The sequence below is a fragment of the Gilliamella sp. ESL0254 genome, from assembly GCF_013344985.1.
In the GTDB taxonomy this organism is placed as follows: domain Bacteria; phylum Pseudomonadota; class Gammaproteobacteria; order Enterobacterales; family Orbaceae; genus Gilliamella; species Gilliamella bombicola.
The window spans coordinates 1,180,381-1,205,449 of the sequence record NZ_JAAEDU010000001.1; the positions used below are offsets into that span (position 1 = coordinate 1,180,381).

Genomic DNA, 25,069 nt, shown 5'->3' on the forward strand with positions numbered 1-25,069 from the left:
ATCAACAACATCATAAGATATTTATTATTATTTAACAATATTCGGACATGGTTTACCTTCAGATATTTGTTTAATGTTATTTAAAGTCGTATCCGAAATATTCAATAATGCTTCCTGCGTTAAAAAAGCTTGATGGCCAGTAAAAATAACATTATGGCAAGAAGATAAACGACGGAACACATCATCTAAAATAACATCATTCGATTTGTCTTCAAAAAAGAGATCTCGTTCATTTTCGTAAACATCCATCCCCAAAGCGCCTATTTTTGATTGTTTTAATGAATCAATAGCCGCTGTTGCGTCGAGTAATGCCCCCCGGCTAGTGTTGATAATCATCACACCATCTTTCATTTTTTTGAAAGACTCTTTATTCAATAAATGATAATTCTCAGGTGTCATTGGGCAATGTAGCGTAATCACGTCGGATTTTGCATATAGTTCATCTAACTCAACATATTGCGCGCCTAATTCAACCGCAATATCATTAGGATAAGGATCATAAGCAAGAATATGCATACCAAAACCTTTTAAAATACGGATGACTGCTTGACCAATTTTTCCTGTACCAATTACGCCAGCAGTACGATTGTGCATATTAAATCCTGTCAAACCATCTAACGAAAAGTTAGCATCACGGGTGCGTTGATAGGCTTTATGAGTTCTTCTATTTAGGGTCATCATCAAAGCCACCGCATGTTCTGCAACAGATTCAGGTGAATAAGCTGGGACACGAACAACGGTAATGCCCAATTTTTCGGCTTCGGCTAAATCAACATTATCAAACCCTGCACAGCGAAGTGCTAAAATTTTAATGCCATAGCCTGCTAATTTTTGTAGCACTTTCTTATCTACTTCATCATTAACAAATGCACAAACCGCATTATAACCTTGGGCAGTAACAACTGTTTTATGACTTAATTTATGCTCATAATATTCGATATCAAAACCAAATTTTTTATTCGCGATGTCTAAATGTTCTTTGTCATAATGTTTACTGCTAAAAACAGCAACTTTAATCGAACTTTTCATATTACTTGACCCCTTTTCATGGTAAATAGTTAATTTTTTTAACTAGTTGTTGGCATTAATCTTTATACTAAAATATATAGATTCAGTATCACTTTTGGTATCTTGAAAAAATGACTTTAGGTAATGGTTTATCTTGGCTTGTAGCATTATTTTTTAATGTTGTGTGCTATGATAGCACTTTGTAAAAAAACTAACCAATAAAGTTAAATAATGAATAAAGTATTAGCTCATGCTTTTTTTAATAGAAAAATGTTGTTGTGCATCTATACAGGTTTTTGCTCTGGACTTCCTTTTTTCTTTATCGTCCAATTAATTCCCGCTTGGCTAAAAATTGACGGTGTAGACATAAAAACAATTGGCGCATTCGCATTAACTCAAATTCCTTACTTATGTAAATTTCTCTGGTCACCATTATTAGATAAGTTATCACCTTTCTCACTAGGATGTCGTAAAGGTTGGTTGTTTTTAACTCAGATCGGGCTCTTAATTATCATGCCTATGTATGGTTTTTTAACTCCCAAAAATAACATCGAAATAGTTGTTATTTTAAGCTTATTAACTGCTTTTATTTCTGCAACTCAAGATATCGCAATTGATGCTTATAGAAGAGAAATTTTGAGCGATAACGAACTTGGCAGCGGAAATAGTATACACATTAATATTTATCGAATATCAGGATTCATTCCTGGAGGATTATCGCTTTTTCTTGCTGATTATCTATCATGGATGGAAGTATTCGCATTCACTGCCGCATTTATTGTGCCAATGCTACTCATTACAATAAGCTTAAAAGAGCCGTCACATATCAGTGTAATTCATCCAGATAAATCTATTTTCCAACAATCAATAAATGAATTTGTTCATCGACAATCATTTCGTAATACTTTATTTATTATTGCTTTTATTTCATTTTATAAGCTTGGTGATAGCCTTGCTACATCTTTGGCAACACCTTTTTATTTAGATATGAATTTTGAAATGAAACATATAGGAACTGTAGCTAAAAATGCGATGGTCTGGCCAAGTTTATTTGGAGCTCTTTTGGGTGGTTTTATTATTTCAAAATATGGCATCAACCGTTCATTATGGATATCAGGTTTTGTGCAAATGTTTTCTATTTTAGGTTTTGCTTTTTTATCTTATGAAGGACCTTTTTTAACGATTAATTACACTCAACTTATCATATTGGCGACTGTAATTAGCTTTGAATCTATTGGTGTTGGAATGGGCGCAGCAGCATTAGTCACTTTTATAGCGAAAAAAACTAGCCCATTATTTACCGCAACACAATTTGCGCTATTAACTAGTTTTTCAGCTATACCAAGAACACTAATAAATTCAATGTCCGGTGTTTTAACTTCACATTTAGGATGGACAAACTTTTTTAGTTTATGTTTTATTCTTGCCATTCCTGGTATGTTATTATTATTAAAAGTTGCCCCGTGGAATAGCCAATCTTAGGAGAAAATATGGACAAGCTAACCCAAGCATTCAACTTTAGACATGCATGTAAAAAATTTGATGACACAAAAAAGATTAATAATGATGATATTGAATATATATTAGAAGCGGGACGACAATCTCCTTCATCATTTGGCATGGAGCCATGGCATTTTGTGGTTGTTGATAGCAGCAAAATAAAAGCAGAATTACGTAGTGTTTGCTACAATCAAGAACAAGTCACCAGTTGTTCACATTTTGTGATTGTGCTTTATCGAAAAGCGAATAATTTTACATCACAGAGCGATTATTTACGACGAGCAATTGCGCGTACTTTGCCCGATCCAAATAATCAAACGTCTATTGATATTGCCTGCCAAGCATTTATTAATTTTTGCGAACAAGGGCTTGCAGATGGCTTAACTATCAATCACTGGTCAGAAATGCAAGATTACATTGCTTGTGCCAATATGATGACTGCTGCAGCATTTCGCGGTATTGATTCATGTGCTATTGGTGGATTCGATCACGATAAAGTGATAAAAATACTAGAAAAACATATTCCACAAATTGGTGAAGAATCATTTGGGGTAGGACTTTGTTTAGCTTTTGGTTATCGAATCAATGAACCAGCAACGCATATTCGTTGGCCACTTGCTGATGTAACGACATATCTCACTGATAATCACTAAACAGATTTAACCACTTGCTACCTTCAATCGTCACACGACGAATGGAGGTAGATATAAATAAAAAAACAGACAAAACTATTATTCAATTGATTGATAGAGTGCTTCGGCATCAGCTGAAGCTGAGTCCATAATAAAAGCAATTCCAGATAAAATATTACCAATCTGAGGATCGCTGACATTTTGTTGTACCGAATTTAAAATCTCTTGTGCCCAATTAATTTTTGTAAGTACTGCTTCTACACTTTCTTTTGAAGGATTATTCATAGCATCTCCCCCGTTTTGTTAGGATGTCAAATAAATTGATAAGCAAAAATACATTATCAAATAATAGAAAAAGAAATTTCAGAATAACAAAGGGACGTATTTTAAACGCAATGAAGCAAAAACAAAAAACAATATCGTTTTAAAAATCACAATTAATTTTAAAATAACTGAAAAGGAAAAGATAACCGGATTATTTAACGTTAAAAAAGCCTATTGTCATTACCTATTGCTACAATAACCAATTTTTTTGCACTATAAAGATTGATAATGTTAGACTTACTGCCATAAATTGCACCAGTTTTGTCTAAAATAGGCAAAGTTGAAAATAAATAAGGATTTAAAATGAAAACCAAACATGCACGTTTATTGATACTCGGTTCTGGTCCAGCAGGTTATACTGCTGCGGTTTATGCTGCACGCGCTAACCTTTCGCCTGTGTTAATTACTGGAATGCAACAAGGTGGACAACTGACAACAACAACGGATCTTGAAAACTGGCCAGCTGGTGCACCCGATTTAACGGGACCAGAATTAATGGTCAAAATGAAAGAACATGCTGAAAGATTTAATACTGAAATTATTTTAGATCAGATCGATCGCGTTGATTTTAGTTCTAAGCCTTATAAACTTTTTGGTAGTGAGACTGAATATAGTTGTGATGCCCTTATTATTGCAACTGGTGCATCAGCACAATACCTAGGTTTACCGTCAGAAGAAGCATTCAAAAGCAAAGGCGTATCTGCTTGTGCAACCTGTGATGGTTTTTTCTATCGCAACCAAAAAGTTGCCGTAGTGGGTGGTGGCAATACCGCGGTTGAAGAAACGCTGTATTTAGCCAATATAGCTAGCGAAGTCCATTTAATTCACCGTCGAGATAGCTTTAGAGCTGAAAAAATATTAATGGATCGCTTAGATCAAAAAATTAAGGAAGGCAAAGTTATCTTACATACGCATCGCGTTATCGACGAAGTATTAGGCGATAATATGGGCGTGACTGGCGTTAGGATCCGCAGTACACAAGATCCAAATATGACCGAACAATTATCTGTTTTAGGCGTATTTATCGCAATTGGTCACAAACCAAATACCACTATCTTTGAAGGTCAACTTGAACTAAATGGTGGTTATATCAAAGTACAATCAGGCACGCAAGGCAACGCCACTCAAACCAGTGTCGAAGGGATTTTTGCTGCTGGTGATGTAATGGATCATGTCTATCGTCAAGCAATCACGTCAGCCGGTACGGGCTGTATGGCGGCTTTAGATGCTGAACACTATTTGGATAACTTAAAATAAGTAGTAAAAATCTTTATGTCACTAGATAAAAAACGCCAGACCTATCTACTTGGCTGGTTAAAACAGTATGCAAAAAGGCATAAGGCTAATTTGCGAGCTTCAATTTTAACTGGCTTTATTTTAACGATATTAATCATTATCCAAGCGGGATTGCTTGCAATAATTTTGCAAAGGATCATTGTTGAACAACAACATTTTGTGGATATTTTGCCCTTTTTTGGTGCATTAATTGCAGTACTATTCGGTCGAGCAGGTTTAATCTATCTACGCGAAAAGATCAACTTTGCCATAGGCAAAAAAGTTCGGCAGCAAATTCGGTGCCAATTAATTAACCAACTTGAATTACATGGTCCATCCTATTTAAATCAAAGCACCACTGGTGCATGGAGCACCTTGTTGATTGAACAAGTCGACAAATTACATGACTTTTTTGCCCGCTACTTGCCACAAATGCGACTAGCAAGTATGGCGCCAATATTAATTTGTATTGCGATTTTCCCTTTTAACTGGGTAGCTGCCGCCATTTTGCTTTGCACTGCGCCACTCATTCCTATCTTTATGATCTTAGTCGGGATGGGCGCTGCGGATATTAACCGCCGTCATTTTAAAGCCCTATCCTATTTAAGCGGCCACTTTTTGGATCGTTTAAAGGGGCTTAATACCATTCGACTATTCAATCAAGGCGAAAAACAGACCAACGAAATCGCCCGCGCGTCTGAGGATTTTCGAATTAAAACCATGCAAGTTCTAAAAGTCGCGTTTTTGTCTTCAGCGGTATTGGAGTTTTTTACTTCTATTTCGATCGCTATTGTGGCGGTTTATTTTGGATTTTCGTATTTAGGCGAATTTAACTTTGGCGCATACAATGGCACAGTCACCTTATTTGCTGGTTTTTTTGCGCTTATCTTAGCTCCTGAGTATTTTCAACCCTTACGCGATCTGGGCACTTATTACCACGCCAAAGCTGAAGCCATTGCCGCAGCCGATAATATCGAAACATTCTTAACCCAAAAATCACCACAACAACACACCAACATAACACCAGCCAATACCCCATTTAATCAAGCGATACAAACAATTGAAGCCAACAACTTAATTGTCATATCAAACGAAGGAAAACCTATTGTCGGGCCGTTGTCATTTTCATTACATGCCCCTTTTAAATTGGCACTTATTGGTACAAGTGGCGAGGGAAAAAGCTCGTTAATGCAAGTATTACTGGGTTTTTTACCTTATCAAGGCTCGCTCAGAATTAACGGTATCGAATTCAACCAGATAGATATCAAAACATGGCAACAACAAATTAGCTGGATCGGACAAAACCCGTACTTAATTAATGGCTCAGTGCGCGACAACATTTTACTTGGTAAACAAAATGCCACACAGCAAGAACTTCAAACCGTCATACGTCAAGCACAATTGACCGAAGTTATCGCCAAATTACCCGCGGGTTTAGATACCCCTGTTGGTGAAGATGCCGTCAGATTATCAGTAGGACAAGCCCAGCGAATCGCATTAGCTCGTGCCATGTTAAAACCTTGCCAATTACTCATCCTTGATGAACCAACAGCAAGTTTAGACAAACAAACCATACAAAACTTAGATCAACAAAATATTGCAACCAATAGCATCACCATCACCCATCAAAATGACGATATGCAACATTTTGACCAAATATGGCAACTATCAAAAGGGGAACTATACTGCCATAACAAGGAGAGTTCATGCTAACCACATTACGCCCATATATTGCACTCTATAAACACTATTTTTGGCAGATTATGCTGGGATTATCGCTATCCATCTTAACCCTATTTGCCAGTGTATTTTTACTATCATTATCAGGGTGGTTTTTAGCGTCTACTGCTGTGGCTGGTGCAGCAGGATTATATACATTTAACTATATGTTACCTGCAGCAGGCGTGCGCGCAGCAGCAATAACACGAACCGCTGCGCGTTACATGGAGCGCTTGGTTGATCACAATACCACCTTTAAACTACTTGCTTATTTAAGAACCCTAGCGTTTAAAAAAATACTACCACTTAGCACCAACCAACTGGCCCAATACCAAAAAGCCGACTTGCTTAATCGCTTTATTGTCGATATTGATGCGCTTGATCACTTATATCTAAAGCTGTTTTCGCCTATTGTCACTGCACTTGTAACTATTGGCGTGTTATTTATTGGGTTAGCAAGTATCAACTTACCGATTGCATTAATCATCAGCATTATTCTAACTTCTACCTTACTTGTAGTACCGGTCATCTTTTATCAAGCTGGCAAACAACTAGGAACAACACTAGCACAACAACAAAACGAATATCGATTACAATTAATCAACTACCTACAAGGACAAGCCGAACTCACCCTATTTAATGCACAATCACGCTATCGCGCAAAACTGGATGAACTTGAATCAAATTGGCTTTACAATCAACAACGCCAATCGACATTAATGGCACTATCAAGTGCACTTGTCTTGCTAATTGCAGGTTTTTTAACATTATTAGTGCTATGGCTAATCACACAATACACGCTATCGCCTTTAGTCGCGTTATTTGTCTTTGTTAGCCTTGCCAGTGCCGAAATACTCATGCCTATACCCGGTGCATTTATCTTTTTAGGGCAAGTACTTACATCGGCTACTCGCACTACCGCTATTTTTAATCAAAAGCCTGATGTACAATTTAAAGCACAAGGACAAATTATTGACTTAAAATCGGCTAACTTACAGTTAAATAACATCAATTTTAGCTATCCAAATCAACCTTTTGCAGTATTAACCGATTTTTCTCTAACGGTCAAAGCTGGCGAACACATTGGCCTAATTGGCAAAACAGGTTGCGGTAAATCGACTTTATTAAGTTTGATCAACCGCTGTTGGGACCCCAATTCAGGAGAGATTTTTATTAACGACATCCCAATCAATCAACTTGACGAACCTACACTTCGCCAAGCGATCGCCGTTGTCCCGCAAGTGATTACTATTTTTAGTGATAGTCTACGGCAAAATTTATTAATTGGTAATGAACAAGCAACCGACGAGCAACTCACAGCAGTATTACATCAAGTCGAGCTCGACAAACTACTCAGTACTGAGCACGGGCTAGAGTTACCGCTTGGACAAGGCGGGCGCTCACTATCAGGAGGCGAAATCCGCCGTATTGGCATAGCAAGGGCATTGCTCCACAATTCACCATTAATTTTAATGGACGAACCAACAGAAAGCCTTGACCAGCAAACCGAACAACAAATTATTCAATTAATTAAACAAACTTGTAGAGGTAAAACTCTGTTGATGGTTACGCATCGTTTGACAGATAACCCGTTGTTTGATCGAGTCGTTTCACTAAAGTAATACCCTAACAGTGGGTATTACTTTTTGTAAAAATTGGTTTATTAATACACAATTTTGAATAAAACAGATACAATAACTACCGTAATTGGCAACGCTCAACCAACAAGACGAATAGAACGTCTGTTTACAACACATTGAGCGGATTATAGTCAATAACAACTTACTGTTAGTTATCTAAAAAAATTTGTCATAAAAAGTATCACAAACATCATTAATCACATTGATAATAATGAATTATTGTTCAACAAGCCCCACGCAAAGGAAAATAATATTATGTCACAAAAATTGATTAAAAATGGATCACAATCCTCTATAAAAGGATCAGAAGAGTTTTTTACTGGCAATGTAAGAATTGACCCACTATTTTCTGCTACTGCTCCATCTCGGACTTCGGGCGCTTATGTGACTTTTGAGCCGGGAGCTCGCTCTGCTTGGCATACTCATCCACTTGGGCAAACCCTAGTGGTCACCTCTGGCGTAGGTTACACCCAAGAATGGGGTGGACCAATTATTGAAATTCTTCCCGGAGATGTCATTACCTGCCCTCCTGGCGTTAAGCACTGGCACGGTGCTTCACCACATAATGCTATGACTCATATTTCAGTAGTTGAAGAACTTAACGGTAAAAACGTAGAATGGTTAGAAAAGGTCACAGACGAACAGTACCTTGCAAAAAAACAGTCACCAAAAACTTAAATAAAATCAATGCCTTTTCTGACGACTTTTTGGTTGGGATTGATTGGGTTGTTTGAAGAATTTGTGGTTTTGCTGGTTTATCACTTTTCTAAAAAATTTTCACCTTAAAATAAGGTCTTTTTTCTTGTTCAAATTTCCTTTAACATTTATCTATTTTTATAAAATGAAATAACTGAAAATTACTCAGTTAGATTGCATGTATTATGAAAGCGATATTTTTCTTACTTTTTTTATTTAATACCAATTTTGCAGAGGCAGCAACAGTTAGAATCTATCCGCGTATTAGTCACAATTACAATCCAATATACCCATCTTTATTAGGTTTATTTTTAGGACTTTTATTCTTTGTGGTTATATCGTCGTTAACAGAGGTGCTAGCTGCACTTAGCATATATAGAGAAAAAAAGCCTAAAGCAGAAAATACAGCAAAAAAGGTAATAAAAGATACAGCAAAAGAAGAGGAACGTTTAGCGATAAATAATCAAAAAAAATTGAAAAGAGACCAAATAAAGAAAAACAGAAAAGAACAGATAAAAAAAATGCGTGAAGATAGATTAGCAAAAAAGAAAAGAAAAGAAAAAAACAATCCCAATAATCAATAAAAATATGTGTAAGTTATCATCACCGTTATTTTATAAATTCGTGATATACTAGCGCTTTATTTTTTAAACATAGAGAGTTTATTTTGCAGCAGTCGTTACAAGATTTTATTATTGATAAGATTGATGATCTAAAAGGTAAGGATATTGTTACCCTTGATGTTCGTGGTAAGTCGAGCATTACTGATTATATGATTATTTGCACGGGCACTTCAAACCGTCATGTTTCGTCTATTGCTAATCACCTGCTTGACGAAGCCAAAAAACAGGGTCATTTAGTGTTAGGTAGCGAGGGTAAGACCGATGCCGATTGGGTTGTGGTTGATATGGATTCAGTGATTGTGCATATCATGCAAGAAGAGAGCCGTCAGCTTTACGAACTAGAGAAGCTTTGGAGTTAATGGCGTGAAGATTCAGCTGATTGCTGTTGGTACGAAGATGCCAAGTTGGGTCACCACGGCTTTTGATGATTATCGTGCGCGCTTTCCTAAGGATATGCCGTTAGAGCTTGTTGAAATACCCGCTGGTAAGCGTACTAAAAATGCCGATATTGTGCGAATTTTAGATAAAGAAGGCGAATTGATGTTAAATGCCTGCGGTAAAAGTAATCGTATTGTGACACTTGATATTCCCGGTAAACCTTACACAACCCATAATTTAGCTGAACAATTAGAACGCTGGAAAGTCGACGGACGCGATGTGAGTTTGTTAATTGGTGGACCAGAAGGTTTATCACCTGCTTGCAAAGCGGCGGCTGAGCAGAGTTGGTCACTGTCGCCACTTACTCTTCCCCATCCTTTAGTGCGTGTCATTGTGGCTGAAAGCCTTTACCGCGCGTGGAGTTTAACCACAAATCATCCTTATCACCGTGAATAATAAAGTAAGGTAAACAAAATAAAATGAGCGCAATTATTTTAGATTTACAAATTGCTACAGAAGATAACCAAAATTTGCCAGCCGAAGCGCAAATTTTGCAATGGTTAGAGGTTATTTTGCCGCAATTTGTGGATAATGCTGAACTGACTATCCGTATTGTTGATGAACAAGAAAGTCAGCAATTAAATAATACTTATCGTCATAAAGATAAACCAACCAATGTTTTATCTTTTCCATTTGAATCACCCATTGAGATTGATGTTCCTTTATTGGGCGATCTTATCATTTGTAAACAAGTTGTCGAAGCCGAAGCCAAGCAACAACATAAATCATTAACTTCGCACTGGGCGCATATGATTGTACATGGCTGTTTGCATTTACTCGGTTATGATCATATTCTTGACGAAGAAGCCGAAGAAATGGAAAATATCGAAGTAGATATTATGCAGCAACTGGGGTTTGAAGATCCTTATCAACCCATTGATGAATAAAAGTGTATGATAAACCGTTTGATTTTATGCTATTTTGTAAGATCATTTAGTAGACAAATTTAGTACACTAAGTAAGAAATATTACATTAATAATAAAGCAAGAAAGGAAGAGTACAAATGAGTGATGATAATCACCGGAGACCTAAAAAAGGGTTTGCATTATGGTTAAGTCAATTATTTAATTCAGAGCCAAAAGATAAAGAAGAACTGATCGAAGTGATCCGCGAAGCCGAAGAAAACGAGCTTATCGATCCAGATACGCTTGATATGATTGAAGGCGTCATGGATATTGCCGAGCAACGCATTCGTGATATTATGATCCCCCGCTCTCAAATTGTTACCATTAAAGACAATTACTCTCTTGATCAGTGTTTAGATATTATTTCTGAACATGGACATTCCCGTTATCCTGTTATTAGTGAAGATAGAGATCATATTGAAGGGATTTTGTTAGCAAAAGATCTGTTGATTTTTATTCGCCAAGGTGTGGATAATTTTGATCTTAAAAAAATCCTTAGACCTACTGTTGTTGTGCCTGAAAGTAAGCGCGTCGATCATATGTTAAAAGAGTTTCGCATGCAGCGTTATCATATGGCGATGGCTATTGATGAATTTGGTGGTGTGTCAGGACTTGTAACTATCGAAGATATTTTAGAGCTGATAGTAGGCGATATTGAAGATGAATATGACGAGGTTGAAGATCGCGATATCCGCCGCTTGTCTCCTTCGGTTTATACCGTTCGAGCACTGACACCAGTCGAGGATTTCAATGACATTTTTGCCACTCATTTTAGTGATGACGAAATGGACACTATTGGTGGACTAGTCATGCAACATTTTGGGCGGTTACCTTTACGTGGCGAAAGCATCACCATTGATGGTTATCAATTTAAAGTTACCATTGCCGATCGTCGGCGCATTATTCAACTCCATGTGACAATTCCAGAAGGGGCAACAGTGCCTAATTTAGAGTTACCTGACAATGTTTAAACACATATTATTGAGCCTATTTTTTGGTGGTGTAGCGGTATTTAGCTATGCCCCTTTTCATATTTGGCCTTTAGCCTTTGTGTCGTTTACGGGGCTATTATGGCTTATTGCCGATAAATCAAAAAAACAGGCCATGTTGCTTGGATTAAGTTGGGGCGTTGGCTACTTTTCGGCTGGGATTCACTGGGTCTATATCAGTATTAAGCAGTATGGGGAATTACCGCCTTTTGTAGCTGTGATTATTTTGGGGCTTTTAATTCTCTATTTGTCGCTTTACCCGATGCTATTTGCTTTCTTATTAAGAATGGTCAATCGATTTGCTCCGCAATTTTCATTTAAACAGCTTGTACTTGTGGCGCCAATTTTTTGGCAAATCACCGAGTTTTTACGTGGCTATATTTTAACAGGGTTTGCTTGGTTGCAATTGGGATATAGCCAAATAGATAGCCCTTTACATGCTTATTTTCCTGTAATTGGGATCGATGGTGTTAATCTGCTTTTAGTACTGTTATGTGGTTTATTGATTTATGGTATAAAGGCCACTAGCACAAAAGTGCCCAAAATGTACACTTTTGGTGCATTTTTTGCACTGCTTGCGATCTTTTTTGCACCAATTTCATTCAACGATATCGATTGGACAACGGTAGATAATACCCGTTCAGCTAATTTTGCTTTAATTCAAGGCAATATTTCGCAGTCAGTTCGTTGGACAAGAGAGCAACTGAATAATACGTTACAAACCTATGCTAAACTCACTAAAGATAACCTAGAAGAAAATAAAATCATTATATGGTCAGAAGCTAGCATCACTGATTACGAAATTAATCAGCAATCATTTTTACAATATTTAGACAACGAAGCCAGATCACATAATGCTGAAATTGCTGTCGGTATTATTGATTATCGTTTTGGTGAAAACGGTTATCAATCCAATGGTGATATCTATAATACGCTATTGATATTGGGCGAAAAAGAACCCTATCAATACCCTACAGTGAATCGTTATCAAAAACACCATTTAGTACCTTTTGGTGAATTTACGCCACTAGAATCAGTACTTGAACCAATTGCGGAATTACTTAACGTTCCTATGTCATCAATGAAATCTGGCGAAGCAAAACAACCACAACTTGAAATAAAAGGCTTTAAATTTACGCCTGCTATTTGTTATGAAATTATTTTGTCAGATTTAATGCGACAAAAATTTACTCCTGATAGCGATTTTTTATTGACGGTGTCAAATGATGCATGGTTTGGTAATAGCATTGGTCCTAAACAACATTTACAAATGGCACAAGCAAGAGCGCTCGAGTTTGGTCGGCCTTTAATTCGTAGCACCAATACGGGTATTACCGCAATTATTGATCAGCATGGCAATATTGTTAAACAATTACCTCAATTTGAAACAGGTGTTTTATTGGCTTCTGTTTCACCCACAACTGGGCTAACGCCTTATGCAACATGGGGAAATGTTCCTTATTTTATCATTATGGCATTGATGTTTATCTCACTTTTGATAAAAAGACGTTCATAATTTATGATACTGGCATAATTATTGCTTAAATATAATTGGGCTTAAGAACTTTTAATGGAATCAATTATTAGCAAAAACACGCTAATTGCTGATTTCATATAGCTCCGATATAGATAAATAAACAGTAAAAAGTACTTTTATACCAAAAAATAAGTTATAATATATGCCCTTTGTAAAAATATTAAATATATTTAATATGATACAAATTACACAGTAGGAGATGAGTATGAACAAAAAGACAAAATTAACCAAATTAGTACTATCATTTGCAATGTTAGGTCTCATGGCTGGTTCGGCTGTAGCAGAAGAATTAAGCGGAACATTAGCCAAAATTAAAGATACAGGTGTTATTGTTGTTGGTCATCGAGAATCTTCGATTCCATTTTCCTATTATGGTGAAAAACAAGAAGTTATTGGTTATTCACAAGATTATTCTAATTTAATTATCGATGCAGTAAAAAAAGAATTAAATTTACCAAATCTTCAAGTAAAATATTTACCGATTACTTCTAAGACCCGTATTCAGTTATTAAACAACTATACTTATGATTTTGAATGCGGTTCGACAACGAATAACCTTGAACGCCAAAAAACAGTTGATTTTTCAGACAGTATTTTTATTGTTGGTACTCGCTTCCTAGTTAAAGCAGATAGCAATATCAATAGTATTGAAGACTTAAAAGGCAAAAATGTGGTAACAACCGCAGGTACAACTTCTGAAATTCGTTTAAACCAAATCAATAGTAAAGATAACTTAGGAATTCGTATCATTACGCCAAAAGATCATGGCGATGCTTTTAACGCACTTGAAACAGGTCGTGCGGTAGCATTTTTAATGGATGATGCTTTACTTGCTGGTGAACGTTCGCGTGCGATTAACCCAGCTGAATGGAAGATTGTTGGTGAACCTTTATCTTATGAGTCTTATGGCTGTATGTTAAGAAAAGGCGATACACAATTTAAGCAATTAATGGATAAAACCATTGCTGATGCGCAAAAGTCAGGAAAGGCATTAGAATCATATAACAAATGGTTTACTCAACCAGTTCCACCAAAAGGTGCAAATATGGGTCTTGAAATTTCACCAAAAATGGTTGAGCTATTTGCCAATCCTAATGATAAAGCATTAGATTAATACTTTTCTTATTCTTTCTAATCCAATGTACTAAATGCTTTCGCATTTAGTACATAATCTAATTTAGCGAATTAAATATATTATGAGTTTTAATTGGACATTATCTTTTGAACCTATTGCAGCTTTATCGTGGCGTTTTTTAGACTCCATCATGAGTTTTAATTGGATGTTATTTTTTCAACCCACCCCTTACGGTGATGGTATTTACTTAAATTGGCTATTAGATGGAGTTCTTGTGACTGTTTCATTAGCAGTTACTGCGTGGATCATCGCTTTTGTGCTAGGGTCTCTTGTGGGAATATGTAGAACTTTAGACAATAAGTTTTTAAATAACTTTGCAGCAGGTTATATTCAACTATTTCGGAATATTCCATTACTGGTGCAAATGTTCTTGTGGTATATGATACTGCCTGTAATATTAAGTGGCCGTTTAAAAATTTGGTTTATATCTGACTTATCACCTAATGTAAGTGCATTTATCACTGCCGCAATAGCGCTAGGGTTGTTTACTTCAGCTCGTATTGCTGAACAAGTTAGAACTGGCATTCAAACGTTACCCAAAGGTCAGCGCTATGCCGCTATTGCTCTTGGTTTAACTAATCGACAAGCTTATATGTATGTTTTACTACCAAACGCTTATCGACGTATTATTCCTCCATTAACATCAGAAATGACCAACATTATTAAAAACTCATCAGTTGCTTCAACAATTGGCTTAATTGATTTGATCGGTCAAATTGATCGTATCAATGAGTCTACCAATAGCATTGTTGAAATTTTGTTGGGTGTTACTATTGCCTTTATGTTGATTAACTATGTGGTAATTACTGTGATGCGAATTGTTGAAAAATACACTCGCTTACCTAACATGAGTCATGGAGGGTAATATGTATTTAATTGATTGGATTACAAATACACAATTATATAATTGGATTGTAAATATACCTCCATTGGTATCAGATAAAAATAATTATCCTGTACTAATTGATGGTTTATGGTTAACAGTGCAAATCACTTTCACAGCTGTTGTTTTTGGTATTGTGTGGGGTACAGCACTAGCTTTAATGCGTTTATCAAATAATAAATTACTTAACTTTTTTGCTAAATGTTATGTTAATTTATTCCGTTCCATTCCGCTATTATTAGTGTTGTTATGGTTCTATTTAGCATTGCCACAAGTCATTAAATATGTGTTTAATCTGCCGCCTTATGCTGAAGTTCGAGTCGCGTCCGCAATGATTGCTTTCGCGCTTTTTGAAGCGGCTTATTATTCAGAAATTATTCGCGCGGGTATTAATGCTGTTGCTAAAGGGCAATATCATGCAGCTTATGCATTAGGTATGACTAAAACTCAAGCAATGCGTTTAATTATCTTACCGCAAGCTTTTAGATCAATGGTGCCATTATTATTAACCCAAGGTATTATCTTATTCCAAGATACATCTTTAGTTTATGTTATGGGGTTAATAGATCTATTTGGCGCAAGTATTACACGCATTGGTAACACACAAGGTGGTACTGATAAGTACTCAATGATTATTTTTGCGGCAGCAAGTTATTTTGTAATTTGTTTTACTGCTTCACGTTTAGTTAATTATTTTAAGAAAGGGATAAATCGATGATCTCCTTAGAAAATGTATCAAAATGGTATGGACAATTTCAAGTATTAAAAAACTGTACAACAAAAGTCGGTAAAGGCGAAGTTGTAGTTGTTTGTGGTCCTTCAGGTTCAGGAAAATCAACCCTGATAAAAACAGTCAATGGTTTAGAGCCAGTACAAAAAGGCCAAATCATTATTGGAGGAAAAGAAGTAACAAGTAAAGCAACTAGCTTATCTAAATTACGTTCTAAAGTGGGCATGGTGTTTCAACACTTTGAACTATTCCCCCATTTAACTATTTTAAAAAATCTAACACTAGCTCAAATCAAAGTGTTAGGCCGAACAGATGATGAAGCGCGTGAAAAAGCACTTAGCCTTTTAGAGCGTGTTGGTTTACTTGCTCATGCAAATAAATACCCTGCCCAGCTTTCTGGGGGTCAACAACAACGTGTTGCTATTGCGCGCGCATTATGTATGGATCCGATTGTGATGTTGTTTGACGAACCAACCTCAGCACTTGATCCCGAAATGGTTAATGAAGTGTTAGACGTAATGGTTGAGCTAGCTTATGAAGGTATGACAATGATGGTTGTTACTCATGAAATGGGTTTTGCGCGAAAAGTGGCAAATCGTGTTATCTTTATGGATGCAGGCGAAATTATTGAAGATACGTCAAAAGAGCAATTCTTCACAAATCCACAATCCGATCGAGCTAAAGACTTTTTAGCTAAAATTATTCATTAAGTTAATTATTACAGGGCTTATCGCCCTGTTTTATTATTGTTCCTTGTTTTATCACATCATCTTATAAAATAATCAGCTTTAATACTCTTAATGGAATAAACTTAGCCATTATTTTGCAATAAACTGACTAAACCACTATGCCTTTGTGTTTGTGATTTAATAGCTTGTAATAAAATTGGTTCAGTGGCATAAATGGAAACCGTTTTTTTAGCACGAGTAATGGCGGTATAAAGCAATGAACGATTTAGTAACGGGGAATAATCAGTTGGCAGGATAATATTCACATGATCAAACTCTGAACCTTGTGATTTATGGATAGTCATAGCGTAAGCCGTTTCATGCTCAGGTAATCGAAACGGTGAAAATCCTTTAATCGAACCATCAGCAAAAGGGAAATATACACGTAATTTTGAACTATCGTGTTCGGCCATTAATGTAATGCCAATATCACCATTATAAAGCCCTAATGAAGTGCTATTACGCAAAATCATAATAGGCCGCCCTACATACCACGTTTCTTTGTTTCTTACATGAATCAATTGGTTTTTCGCTAATAATAATTCAATTTGTTTGTTTAAACCTTCTATACCAAAATGCCCTTCTCTAACAGCACAAAGCAAGCGATATTCGGCAAATTTAGCTAAGACTGCGGCTATGTTGCTAGTACCTTGTTGCTTAATAACATGTAAGTAATGTTTATAATGGTGAATGCTGTCTTGTAATACACTATAATAAGCTTGTTGAGATGATAGTGGATGATATTGGATATCGTTTAGTGACTCGTCTGTTAATAACTGCTTAACCGTACTAGATCGCCCTTCTTTCACTGCATTAGCTAGCAAACCGATACCTGATGACTCGTTAAAACGGTAACTCTTTTGTAATAAGCAAATACTGTCAGTAATTGTAGCTGTTTGCTCGCAAACGGGCACAATATAACCCGTTAATTGGCTTAGCTCTTTTGCACGCGGTTGACTATAACCATGAGTAATAAAAGTACAAAGGTCACCAAATACAGCCCCAGCTTCAACAGATGAAAGCTGATCTTTATCACCTAATAAGATTAAACGGGCAGATGTTGGTAACGCTTCTATTACTCTTGCCATCATATTTAAATCAACCATTGATGCTTCATCAATAACTAACACATCAATATGTAATGGATTATTTTTGTTATGCGTAAATGAACTGTTATCTGCTTTTGCACCGAGTAAACGGTGTAAGGTGATCGCTTCTGCCTTTAGGTTTAGTGATGTAAAAGCAAGTTGTTCTATTGTTCGGCTCAGTGATTCAGTTAACCTTGATGCGGCTTTTCCCGTCGGGGCGGCCGTCACAATTCGAGCATTAGGATTGGTTAACAAAATTCCTGCTAAGATCTTAGCTACGGTAGTTGTTTTACCCGTACCCGGTCCACCTGAAATAATCGCAACTTTGCGCGTTAATGCCGCAGCAACAGCAACTTTTTGCCAATCAATCTGAGATTGATAATGAGTAAAAAGCTGATTTAATATAGCGTTTAAATCAGAATAATAATATGGTTGATCATCAAAAGTAGTATGATTGAAATATTGGGCAACATTCTTTTCGTCAAGCCACATTCTTTGAAAATAAATTTTATCGTCAATAAAGACAAGGGGAGATAAGTTTGTTCCATCACTCACAACCTGACTCTGGCGTGCTTGTTCAAGTGTGGTGTTCCAATCTTGCTCGCTTGGCGAGCCTAAAGCTAACCAGAGCAATGGTTCAATCGTTGCGTGATTTAAGAATGTCAGATTAAGACAAACATGTCCCGCTCTTACCTCCTTACTTAAAGATAAAACCAAAAAACTAAAACGTTTAACAGTAATATCATCATTTAACATCGCTCTATTGGTTAAAAACGCTGCCAAGTGGATATCAAGCAAACTAACTTGGCTATCTTGTTTAAATTGGTTTAACCACTCGTTTAACATACTCTATTTCTATTATTGATTTATTTATAAGCCAATTATATCGTCAACTTTGTCTTTTAGATAAGCCAATTTGAAACTTAAAGTAAGATTTTTATTTTCACTAGGACTGAGCTTAAATTGTCATGTTAATTCGCCCGTTTCTTTATTATATTTTGTGCCATCATATTAGCATCATTAAGTGAAACAGATTTATTTAAAATCATTAGTAACTAATCATAAACAACAATATCAATAAGCAGTTATTTGGCATTTTACGTCAATGGTGTAAGCATATTTTGGTGAAATATTATTACTAAATAACGAGGTAATATCATGACATTATTAAGTGTTACATTATTATCTGCAAACACAATTAAAAAACTATCTTTTGAATTTTCACACCATTCCTTTCAAACTAAGGATTTTCCATTAACCAATTGAATAAAATTAAATTATAACCAGATTAAAAGTAAAATATTTTTGTTTAATATATTGAACAATAATTAAAAATAATATATATTTTGTTAAAAATAAAAAACAAAAAATAAGGGGGCTTCATGAATAGCTTCAGTTATTTAAAGAAGGCAATAAAACGAAAAAATTTGTCATTACAAACCGTGGCCGATGCTTGCCAAATGACTAAAGGTTACCTAAGTCAACTTATCAATGACAAAATCAAAAACCCAAGTGCGCAAAAGTTACAATCTCTTCATCAATATTTACAAATTGAAGCTCCCGTCAAAGACAAAAAAATCGGTGTTATCTTTGGAAAGTTTTATCCTTTACATACAGGACATATTTATCTTATTCAGCGTGCAATTAGCCAAGTTGATGAACTATATGTCGTACTGTGTTCCGATACAATCCGCGACATGGCACTCTTTGAACAAAGTGCCATGTCTCGTCAACCCACTATCAATGATAGGATTCGCTGGCTACTGCAAACATTTAAATATCAAAAAAATATCCACATTGAATTATTAGAAGAAGATGGCATCCCAACTTACCCAAATGGTTGGCATGAGTGGAGTGAACGCGTTAAAAAACTGTTTCAAGAAAAGGGTATAAAACCTGATTGCGTTTACTCAAGTGAACCACAAGATGTTGCAATGTATAAAGATCTATTTGATTTAAATACCGTACTCATCGATCCAAAACGACAATTTATGCAAGTCAGTGGCACACAAATCCGTCAAGCACCACTAAAGAATTGGCAGTATATTCCAACAGAAGTCAGGCCGTTTTTTGTCCGAACAGTAGCTATTTTGGGCGGCGAATCAAGTGGCAAATCCACCTTAGTCAACAAGCTTGCTAATGTATTTAATACTACCAGTGCTTGGGAATATGGTCGGGATTATGTATTTTCACACCTTGGAGGCGATGAACGAGCTTTGCAATATGCAGATTATGATAAAATTGCTTTAGGTCATGCACAATATATCGATTTTGCAATAAAACATGCCAATAAAGTCTCTTTTATTGATACTGATTTTGTCACGACACAAGCTTTTTGTAAAAAATATGAAGGTAAAGAGCATCCTTTTTTACAAGCGATGATTAATAACTACCGTTTCGATCTAGTCATTTTGCTTGGTAACAATACGCCTTGGGTTGCTGACGGTTTACGCCATTTAGGCAGTCCAAAACAACGTAAAGATTTTCAAAAATTACTAGTCGCAATTTTAGAAAAAAATAACATCAACTATATTCAAATTGACTCACCCGATTACGAAGAGCGCTATTTGCGCTGTATTGAACTAGTTAACCAACTTATTAACGATGAAGAGTATTAATTATGAATAAATTAAGCGACATTACTATTTTAATTGGACGCAATAAATTCTATCCATTTTTTTGTATATTATGTGTAACATTGGCATTTTTATACACAGATCCATTTACTAACTTCAATTTACGCTATACAACTTCCTACATAGGTGCTTTTTGTGGTCTATTATGCGTCATTCTATTAGCTAAACGTAAAAACATGGGTAATGTATTGGGTATGTTTGCCGCAGTTGCAGAATGTTGCGCGAATATCCTTGGTGGCAATATTGGTGCTGGATTACCGCCTTTGTACTACTTTTGTTCGCATATCTATGGCTTATTTACATGGAAACAGAACCTTGATAATGATAAAAATGTTAAGGTTCGTTCACTTAATGAAACTGCATTTTTATATACACTCATCTTTCTGATTGTTACAGCCTTTCTCAATATTTATCTAACCGATAAAATTGGTTCATTCAATACAAGCTACCAACTCATTACTAATTGTTTCATCTTTGGATTAGGTTTAGTTGCTCAGTTATTATTAATGATGAGATACTCTTTTAACTGGTATTTATGGATAATATTAAATGTATTAGTAATCGGGTTAAATATTTATACCAATAATATTATTATCGCAACACAGTACTTAATTTATCTATTTAATGCCATTTATGGAATTTGTGAATGGAAACGTTCTGAACAGAAAAATTAGCTATTAAATAACGCAATAAGAAATTTTAAATCTTAATTTATAATTTTCAGGACGATATTTTACGCTCAATAAATGTGGTATAGTATAAAATTATAGGTTATTTACCAGCAATGAGCACCATAAAAAAATTAATATAATTGAATGGTAATTTTAATCAAAATCAATTAAATATAAATATTATGAAAAATACGACCGCAGACAAACTTCTTAATTCAGCAGAAAGGCTTTTTGCTCAAGCTAGTTACAGTGAAGTATCAATTAGAGATATCACAGAAGATGCAGGCGTAAAATTAGCCTTAGTTCATTACCATTTTGGCTCAAAAGAAGAGCTATTTAAAGCAGTCATTCGACGTAGGATTGGTAAATTAAGTTCAGACCGAATCCGTTTGCTTAATTACTATAAAAATCAGAACGGCGATGAGCCTATGTCGTTAGAAAAAATCGTTGAATCTTTTTTAGCACCTTATCTTTATAACACTCTTTATGGTGGTGAAGGTTGGCGTTACTATGCTATTAATGTTGCACGGCTTTTATCATCAGGCTCAGCACTAGGTTTATCAATTTTATGTGAACAATTTGATCCTTATGCCGAATTCTTTATTGTGGAATTAAAAAGAGCCTATCCCTCAGCAACTAAAGAACAAATTCATTGGGGATTCGATTTTTTAGTTGGACTTATGTGTAACACTTTTGCAGAAGCTGATCGAATAAAGTTCCTTTCACATGATATTTGCTCTATCGAAAATCCAGAAATTGCTTGTCAATATCTTTATCATTATTCAATAGAAGGATTACATGCCGTACTAACAAAACCCAAATACGATTACCAATCCACTTTTGATATTATCAAATCCTTTTCAAATATAGATTCTTCCTTTTAACCATACATTACCCTATCAATTAAACTAAAAAATTAGCACATTTTTACCTCAATAATAATTGAACGTTCACTCAAATTTGTGATCGCTGCCATATTTTTAAATATTCAATTTGAATGATCGTTCAATTAATTTTATATTGTGAATAATTTATTTTCAGGTAATAACCAAAACTTAAATGAAAGGAGAAATGAATGGAAATCATAGATCTAAGTATAGTAATTGAAGATCGCACACCTAATGATCCACCTTCTATGCCAACCGAAATTGATTATTGGGATCATATTAAAGGAGCTGAACATATCAAAACTTTTTTTCCAACAGCTACTAATGACGATTTACCAAAAGGCTTGGGCTGGGCAATTGAATATGTCAAATTAACAACCCATAGTGGGACACACCTCGATGCACCTTGGCACTATCATCCAACAATGAATAATGGAGAAAAAGCCAAGACTATTGATGAGATGCCATTAGAGTGGTGCATTTCTGACGGAGTGATGTTGAATTTTTCTCATTTCCCTGCGGGTTATATTGTTACTGCTAAAGATATTGAAAAAGAATTAGATCGTATTGGTTATAAATTGAAACCGTTAGATATAGTACTAATTCAATCAGGCGCACAAAAATATTATGGCTCAAAAGAATATTTGGTAAAAGGTTGTGGAATGGGAAGAGAAGCCACACTTTTTCTACTCAATCAAGGAATAAAAATTGTAGGTACCGATGCTTGGAGCTGGGACAGTCCATTACCACTTGTAGCAGAGAAGTTCAGAGAAACGCATGACAAATCAATTATTTGGGAAGGACATTTTGCAGGCATTGAAAAAGAATATTACCACTTAGAAAAACTAACTAATCTAGATAAATTACCTGCTTTTGGATTTACTGTGTCATGTTTACCAGTAAAAATCAAAAAAGCAAGTGCAGGTTGGACTCGAACCATTGCAATAATGCCATAATTTACAGGAGTAAACGCAATGAAAACAAAATTACTTAATAAATGGCATGTACTTGTTGGCGGTTTTTTTGGGTACATGTTTGATGCAATGGATATTACTTTATTGGCTGTTTCATTACCTGCAATTATGAAAGACATGGATATGACAATGTCCCAAGGGGGACTACTTGGCACCGCAACGCTACTAGGGGTTGGGTTAAGTAGTGTCATTGTTGGTTGGTTTTCTGACAATCATGGAAGAAGAACATCATTAATCTGGAGTTTAATCATTTTTGGAATATTAACTGCTGCAATATCATTAAGTCCAAATTGGATCGTTTTGTTAATGTTACGTTTTACAGCAGGATTAGCGTTAGGTGGAGTGTGGGGTATTATCGCTGCTTATATAGCTGAATCTTGGCCCGCAAAACAACGTGGGAGAGCTGCTGCTTTTGTTTTAAGCTCATTTCCAGCTGGAGCTGGGATAGCTGCATTTCTTTCTTCACTCATAATACCTGAATTTGGTTGGCGAGCTCTATTTTTAACGGGTGCAGGTTCAATTTTTGCAGCACTTTATATCTTCTTTTTTGTGCCTGAATCAGAAGTTTGGAAAAACCAAAAAGAAGATAGAATCGCAAAAGGCGATATAAGCAATATTTCAATTAAAGAGATTTTTGCTCCAAATCTTTTTAAAAGAACAATTCTTGCCACACTATTATCAAGTTTTGCTTTTGTTGCATATTGGGGATCGACTACATGGATACCAACATTTTTAGTACAAGTCCGAAGATTAGACATAAAAACAATGTCTTTGTTTTTTCTAATATTAAACATAGGAATGTTTGTCGGTTATAACTTATTTGGTTGGTTATCTGACAACATAGGGCGTAAAAAAGCGATTATCTTATCATTCATTGGTACCACAATTACATTACCTATTTATGTAATGGTTGAAGACCCAATGATGATTTTATTGATGGGACCATTTTATGCTTTTTTCATCTCTTTTGTGGGGTTATTTGGCTCTTATTTTGGAGAATTGTTTCCTACACGCATAAGAACTTTAGGTGCAGGATTTTGCTTCAATGCAGGACGCGGAATATCTGCATTTTCACCATTTGTGCTTGGTTTTATAGCAACTAAATATGGGCTTACTGTTGGCATTGGAATTTGTGCAGTATTCTTCTTCTTTTCTGCTATTACTATGCTTTTTTTACCGAATACCAAAATTGAATAATTAGAGGTTAAATTATGAATGATAAAGTAATTATTACTGTTGCAACTACAGGTGCCTTTCCAACTAAAGAACATAATAAAGCAATACCAATGACACCACATGAAATAGCAAAAGATGTTTATGCATGTTGGAAAGCTGGTGCAGCTATTGCCCATCTTCATATGAGAGATGATGATGGGCATGGGACTATGAGCGCTGAAAGATTTGAAGAAACAATTTCATTAATTCGTAAAACTGACTGCGATATTATTATCAATTGCACTACTTCGGGCGATCTCCATGCAACAGATGAAACACGAATGATTCATTTATCGAAAGTAAAACCAGAAATGGCTTCATACGATTGTGGAACAATGAACTGGATGAACTCTACCGTATTTTATAACACCCCTGCTTTTTTAGAAAAATTAGGTTATTACATGCAAGAACAAAATGTAAAACCAGAAATTGAAGTATTTGATGCAAGCTTTATCTATAACGCATTATATTATCTAAAAAAAGGAGTACTAAAAGCACCATTACACTTTCAACTTTGCATGGGGGCCCCTGGAGGTATTGCTGCCACTATTGAAAATCTTGTTTTCCTAAAAAATTTATTACCCAAAGACTGCACATGGTCCGCATTTGGTATTGGTTCGAATCATTTACCTACACTTTTTGCAACCATTTCTATGGGTGGACATATCCGTGTAGGAATGGAAGATAATGTATATTATACGAAAGGAGAACTAGCAAAATCAAATTGTCAATTTGTTGAACGAGCTGTTCGTATTATACAAGAAGCAGGAAAACAACCTGCAACACCAAACGAAGCAAGAAAGATATTAAATATCAAATAACTAGAAAGGTGAAA

Annotated in this window: 25 protein-coding genes; 22 read left to right on the forward strand and 3 right to left on the reverse strand. The window is 35.6% G+C overall.

Annotated elements, in window-relative coordinates; genetic code table 11:
* Positions 1-27: 27 nt before the first annotated feature.
* Positions 28-1,017, reverse strand: coding sequence for a 2-hydroxyacid dehydrogenase (locus GYX25_RS05500; RefSeq protein WP_174787041.1), 990 nt, complete (start codon positions 1,015-1,017; stop codon positions 28-30).
* Positions 1,018-1,239: 222 nt separating this feature from the next.
* Between GYX25_RS05500 and GYX25_RS05505 the strand changes: the two genes are divergently transcribed.
* Together GYX25_RS05505 and GYX25_RS05510 are read left to right on the forward strand one after the other, a co-directional pair.
* The gene (locus tag GYX25_RS05505) at positions 1,240-2,490 is read left to right on the forward strand and encodes an AmpG family muropeptide MFS transporter (RefSeq protein WP_174786899.1); all 1,251 of its coding nucleotides are present in this window, start codon (positions 1,240-1,242) and stop codon (positions 2,488-2,490) included.
* Positions 2,491-2,498: 8 nt separating this feature from the next.
* On the forward strand, positions 2,499-3,161 hold the full coding sequence (locus GYX25_RS05510) for an NAD(P)H-dependent oxidoreductase (RefSeq protein ID WP_174786900.1): 663 nt from the start codon (positions 2,499-2,501) through the stop codon (positions 3,159-3,161).
* 78 nt (positions 3,162-3,239) lie between these two features.
* On the opposite strand, the gene GYX25_RS05515 is transcribed toward GYX25_RS05510, so the two are convergent.
* Positions 3,240-3,425: a hypothetical protein gene (locus tag GYX25_RS05515; RefSeq protein ID WP_065585956.1), complete on the reverse strand. Its 186-nt coding sequence runs from the start codon at positions 3,423-3,425 to the stop codon at positions 3,240-3,242.
* 342 nt (positions 3,426-3,767) lie between these two features.
* On the opposite strand from GYX25_RS05515, the gene trxB reads away from it, so the two are divergent.
* From trxB to GYX25_RS05585, 14 genes are all read left to right on the forward strand, one after another.
* The gene (gene trxB / locus GYX25_RS05520) at positions 3,768-4,721 is read left to right on the forward strand and encodes a thioredoxin-disulfide reductase (protein WP_091346121.1); all 954 of its coding nucleotides are present in this window, start codon (positions 3,768-3,770) and stop codon (positions 4,719-4,721) included.
* 15 nt (positions 4,722-4,736) lie between these two features.
* Positions 4,737-6,452, forward strand: coding sequence for a heme ABC transporter permease/ATP-binding protein CydD (gene cydD / locus GYX25_RS05525; RefSeq protein WP_174786901.1), 1,716 nt, complete (start codon positions 4,737-4,739; stop codon positions 6,450-6,452).
* Positions 6,446-8,080: a heme ABC transporter ATP-binding protein/permease CydC gene (gene cydC, locus GYX25_RS05530; RefSeq protein ID WP_174786902.1), complete on the forward strand. Its 1,635-nt coding sequence runs from the start codon at positions 6,446-6,448 to the stop codon at positions 8,078-8,080. Before cydD ends, cydC begins: the two co-directional genes overlap by 7 nt.
* Positions 8,081-8,353: 273 nt before the next feature.
* On the forward strand, positions 8,354-8,776 hold the full coding sequence (locus GYX25_RS05535) for a (R)-mandelonitrile lyase (RefSeq protein WP_174786903.1): 423 nt from the start codon (positions 8,354-8,356) through the stop codon (positions 8,774-8,776).
* Positions 8,777-8,979: 203 nt separating this feature from the next.
* Positions 8,980-9,378: a hypothetical protein gene (locus GYX25_RS05540; RefSeq protein WP_174786904.1), complete on the forward strand. Its 399-nt coding sequence runs from the start codon at positions 8,980-8,982 to the stop codon at positions 9,376-9,378.
* An 80-nt stretch (positions 9,379-9,458) separates the two neighbouring features.
* Positions 9,459-9,776, forward strand: a complete 318-nt coding sequence (rsfS, locus tag GYX25_RS05545) for a ribosome silencing factor (RefSeq protein ID WP_091346127.1) — start codon at positions 9,459-9,461, stop codon at positions 9,774-9,776.
* 4 nt (positions 9,777-9,780) lie between these two features.
* Positions 9,781-10,251 carry a 23S rRNA (pseudouridine(1915)-N(3))-methyltransferase RlmH gene (rlmH, locus tag GYX25_RS05550; protein ID WP_091346129.1) on the forward strand — a complete coding sequence of 157 codons (471 nt, stop codon included), beginning with the start codon at positions 9,781-9,783 and terminating at the stop codon, positions 10,249-10,251.
* A 23-nt stretch (positions 10,252-10,274) separates the two neighbouring features.
* Positions 10,275-10,742, forward strand: coding sequence for an rRNA maturation RNase YbeY (ybeY, locus tag GYX25_RS05555; protein WP_174786905.1), 468 nt, complete (start codon positions 10,275-10,277; stop codon positions 10,740-10,742).
* A 117-nt stretch (positions 10,743-10,859) separates the two neighbouring features.
* On the forward strand, positions 10,860-11,732 hold the full coding sequence (corC, locus tag GYX25_RS05560; RefSeq protein ID WP_091346132.1) for a CNNM family magnesium/cobalt transport protein CorC: 873 nt from the start codon (positions 10,860-10,862) through the stop codon (positions 11,730-11,732).
* Positions 11,725-13,266: an apolipoprotein N-acyltransferase gene (gene lnt, locus GYX25_RS05565; protein WP_174786906.1), complete on the forward strand. Its 1,542-nt coding sequence runs from the start codon at positions 11,725-11,727 to the stop codon at positions 13,264-13,266. The genes corC and lnt overlap by 8 nt, the downstream gene beginning before the upstream one ends.
* A 226-nt stretch (positions 13,267-13,492) precedes the next feature.
* On the forward strand, positions 13,493-14,401 hold the full coding sequence (locus GYX25_RS05570) for a glutamate/aspartate ABC transporter substrate-binding protein (protein ID WP_091346135.1): 909 nt from the start codon (positions 13,493-13,495) through the stop codon (positions 14,399-14,401).
* 151 nt (positions 14,402-14,552) lie between these two features.
* The gene (locus GYX25_RS05575; RefSeq protein WP_091346612.1) at positions 14,553-15,287 is read left to right on the forward strand and encodes an amino acid ABC transporter permease; all 735 of its coding nucleotides are present in this window, start codon (positions 14,553-14,555) and stop codon (positions 15,285-15,287) included.
* 1 nt (position 15,288) lies between these two features.
* Positions 15,289-16,023: an ABC transporter permease subunit gene (locus GYX25_RS05580; protein ID WP_091346136.1), complete on the forward strand. Its 735-nt coding sequence runs from the start codon at positions 15,289-15,291 to the stop codon at positions 16,021-16,023.
* A complete protein-coding gene (locus GYX25_RS05585; RefSeq protein ID WP_091346138.1) occupies positions 16,020-16,745 on the forward strand; it encodes an amino acid ABC transporter ATP-binding protein in 726 nt (241 codons plus the stop codon). The genes GYX25_RS05580 and GYX25_RS05585 overlap by 4 nt, the downstream gene beginning before the upstream one ends.
* Before the next feature lie 101 nt (positions 16,746-16,846).
* On the opposite strand, the gene recD is transcribed toward GYX25_RS05585, so the two are convergent.
* Positions 16,847-18,697: an exodeoxyribonuclease V subunit alpha gene (recD, locus tag GYX25_RS05590; RefSeq protein WP_174786907.1), complete on the reverse strand. Its 1,851-nt coding sequence runs from the start codon at positions 18,695-18,697 to the stop codon at positions 16,847-16,849.
* A 536-nt stretch (positions 18,698-19,233) separates the two neighbouring features.
* Between recD and nadR the strand changes: the two genes are divergently transcribed.
* From nadR to GYX25_RS05620, 6 genes are all read left to right on the forward strand, one after another.
* A complete protein-coding gene (gene nadR / locus GYX25_RS05595) occupies positions 19,234-20,469 on the forward strand; it encodes a multifunctional transcriptional regulator/nicotinamide-nucleotide adenylyltransferase/ribosylnicotinamide kinase NadR (RefSeq protein ID WP_091346144.1) in 1,236 nt (411 codons plus the stop codon).
* A gap of 2 nt (positions 20,470-20,471) precedes the next feature.
* Positions 20,472-21,161, forward strand: coding sequence for a nicotinamide riboside transporter PnuC (gene pnuC, locus GYX25_RS05600; RefSeq protein ID WP_091346146.1), 690 nt, complete (start codon positions 20,472-20,474; stop codon positions 21,159-21,161).
* A 179-nt stretch (positions 21,162-21,340) separates the two neighbouring features.
* Complete coding sequence (locus tag GYX25_RS05605) at positions 21,341-22,042, forward strand: TetR/AcrR family transcriptional regulator (protein ID WP_141683304.1); 702 nt, start codon at positions 21,341-21,343, stop codon at positions 22,040-22,042.
* A gap of 191 nt (positions 22,043-22,233) precedes the next feature.
* Positions 22,234-23,001, forward strand: coding sequence for a cyclase family protein (locus GYX25_RS05610; RefSeq protein WP_174786908.1), 768 nt, complete (start codon positions 22,234-22,236; stop codon positions 22,999-23,001).
* A gap of 18 nt (positions 23,002-23,019) precedes the next feature.
* A complete protein-coding gene (locus GYX25_RS05615; RefSeq protein WP_091346151.1) occupies positions 23,020-24,216 on the forward strand; it encodes an MFS transporter in 1,197 nt (398 codons plus the stop codon).
* Between the two features lie 14 nt (positions 24,217-24,230).
* Positions 24,231-25,055, forward strand: a complete 825-nt coding sequence (locus tag GYX25_RS05620; protein ID WP_174786909.1) for a 3-keto-5-aminohexanoate cleavage protein — start codon at positions 24,231-24,233, stop codon at positions 25,053-25,055.
* Positions 25,056-25,069: the final 14 nt, after the last annotated feature.

Bases quoted from the DNA above. Each gene is read 5' to 3' on its own strand.
- recD (WP_174786907.1), bottom strand. From the start codon at position 18,697: ATGTTAAACGAGTGGTTAAACCAATTTAAACAAGATAGCCAAGTTAGT.
- pnuC (WP_091346146.1), top strand. From the start codon at position 20,472: ATGAATAAATTAAGCGACATTACTATTTTAATTGGACGCAATAAATTC.
- GYX25_RS05615 (WP_091346151.1), top strand. From the start codon at position 23,020: ATGAAAACAAAATTACTTAATAAATGGCATGTACTTGTTGGCGGTTTT.
- cydD (WP_174786901.1), top strand. From the start codon at position 4,737: ATGTCACTAGATAAAAAACGCCAGACCTATCTACTTGGCTGGTTAAAA.
- cydC (WP_174786902.1), top strand. From the start codon at position 6,446: ATGCTAACCACATTACGCCCATATATTGCACTCTATAAACACTATTTT.
- ybeY (WP_174786905.1), top strand. From the start codon at position 10,275: ATGAGCGCAATTATTTTAGATTTACAAATTGCTACAGAAGATAACCAA.
- GYX25_RS05515 (WP_065585956.1), bottom strand. From the start codon at position 3,425: ATGAATAATCCTTCAAAAGAAAGTGTAGAAGCAGTACTTACAAAAATT.
- corC (WP_091346132.1), top strand. From the start codon at position 10,860: ATGAGTGATGATAATCACCGGAGACCTAAAAAAGGGTTTGCATTATGG.
- GYX25_RS05610 (WP_174786908.1), top strand. From the start codon at position 22,234: ATGGAAATCATAGATCTAAGTATAGTAATTGAAGATCGCACACCTAAT.
- GYX25_RS05620 (WP_174786909.1), top strand. From the start codon at position 24,231: ATGAATGATAAAGTAATTATTACTGTTGCAACTACAGGTGCCTTTCCA.
- GYX25_RS05535 (WP_174786903.1), top strand. From the start codon at position 8,354: ATGTCACAAAAATTGATTAAAAATGGATCACAATCCTCTATAAAAGGA.
- GYX25_RS05575 (WP_091346612.1), top strand. From the start codon at position 14,553: ATGAGTTTTAATTGGATGTTATTTTTTCAACCCACCCCTTACGGTGAT.
- GYX25_RS05570 (WP_091346135.1), top strand. From the start codon at position 13,493: ATGAACAAAAAGACAAAATTAACCAAATTAGTACTATCATTTGCAATG.
- GYX25_RS05505 (WP_174786899.1), top strand. From the start codon at position 1,240: ATGAATAAAGTATTAGCTCATGCTTTTTTTAATAGAAAAATGTTGTTG.
- nadR (WP_091346144.1), top strand. From the start codon at position 19,234: ATGAATAGCTTCAGTTATTTAAAGAAGGCAATAAAACGAAAAAATTTG.
- trxB (WP_091346121.1), top strand. From the start codon at position 3,768: ATGAAAACCAAACATGCACGTTTATTGATACTCGGTTCTGGTCCAGCA.
- GYX25_RS05540 (WP_174786904.1), top strand. From the start codon at position 8,980: ATGAAAGCGATATTTTTCTTACTTTTTTTATTTAATACCAATTTTGCA.
- lnt (WP_174786906.1), top strand. From the start codon at position 11,725: ATGTTTAAACACATATTATTGAGCCTATTTTTTGGTGGTGTAGCGGTA.
- GYX25_RS05510 (WP_174786900.1), top strand. From the start codon at position 2,499: ATGGACAAGCTAACCCAAGCATTCAACTTTAGACATGCATGTAAAAAA.
- GYX25_RS05605 (WP_141683304.1), top strand. From the start codon at position 21,341: ATGAAAAATACGACCGCAGACAAACTTCTTAATTCAGCAGAAAGGCTT.
- GYX25_RS05585 (WP_091346138.1), top strand. From the start codon at position 16,020: ATGATCTCCTTAGAAAATGTATCAAAATGGTATGGACAATTTCAAGTA.
- GYX25_RS05580 (WP_091346136.1), top strand. From the start codon at position 15,289: ATGTATTTAATTGATTGGATTACAAATACACAATTATATAATTGGATT.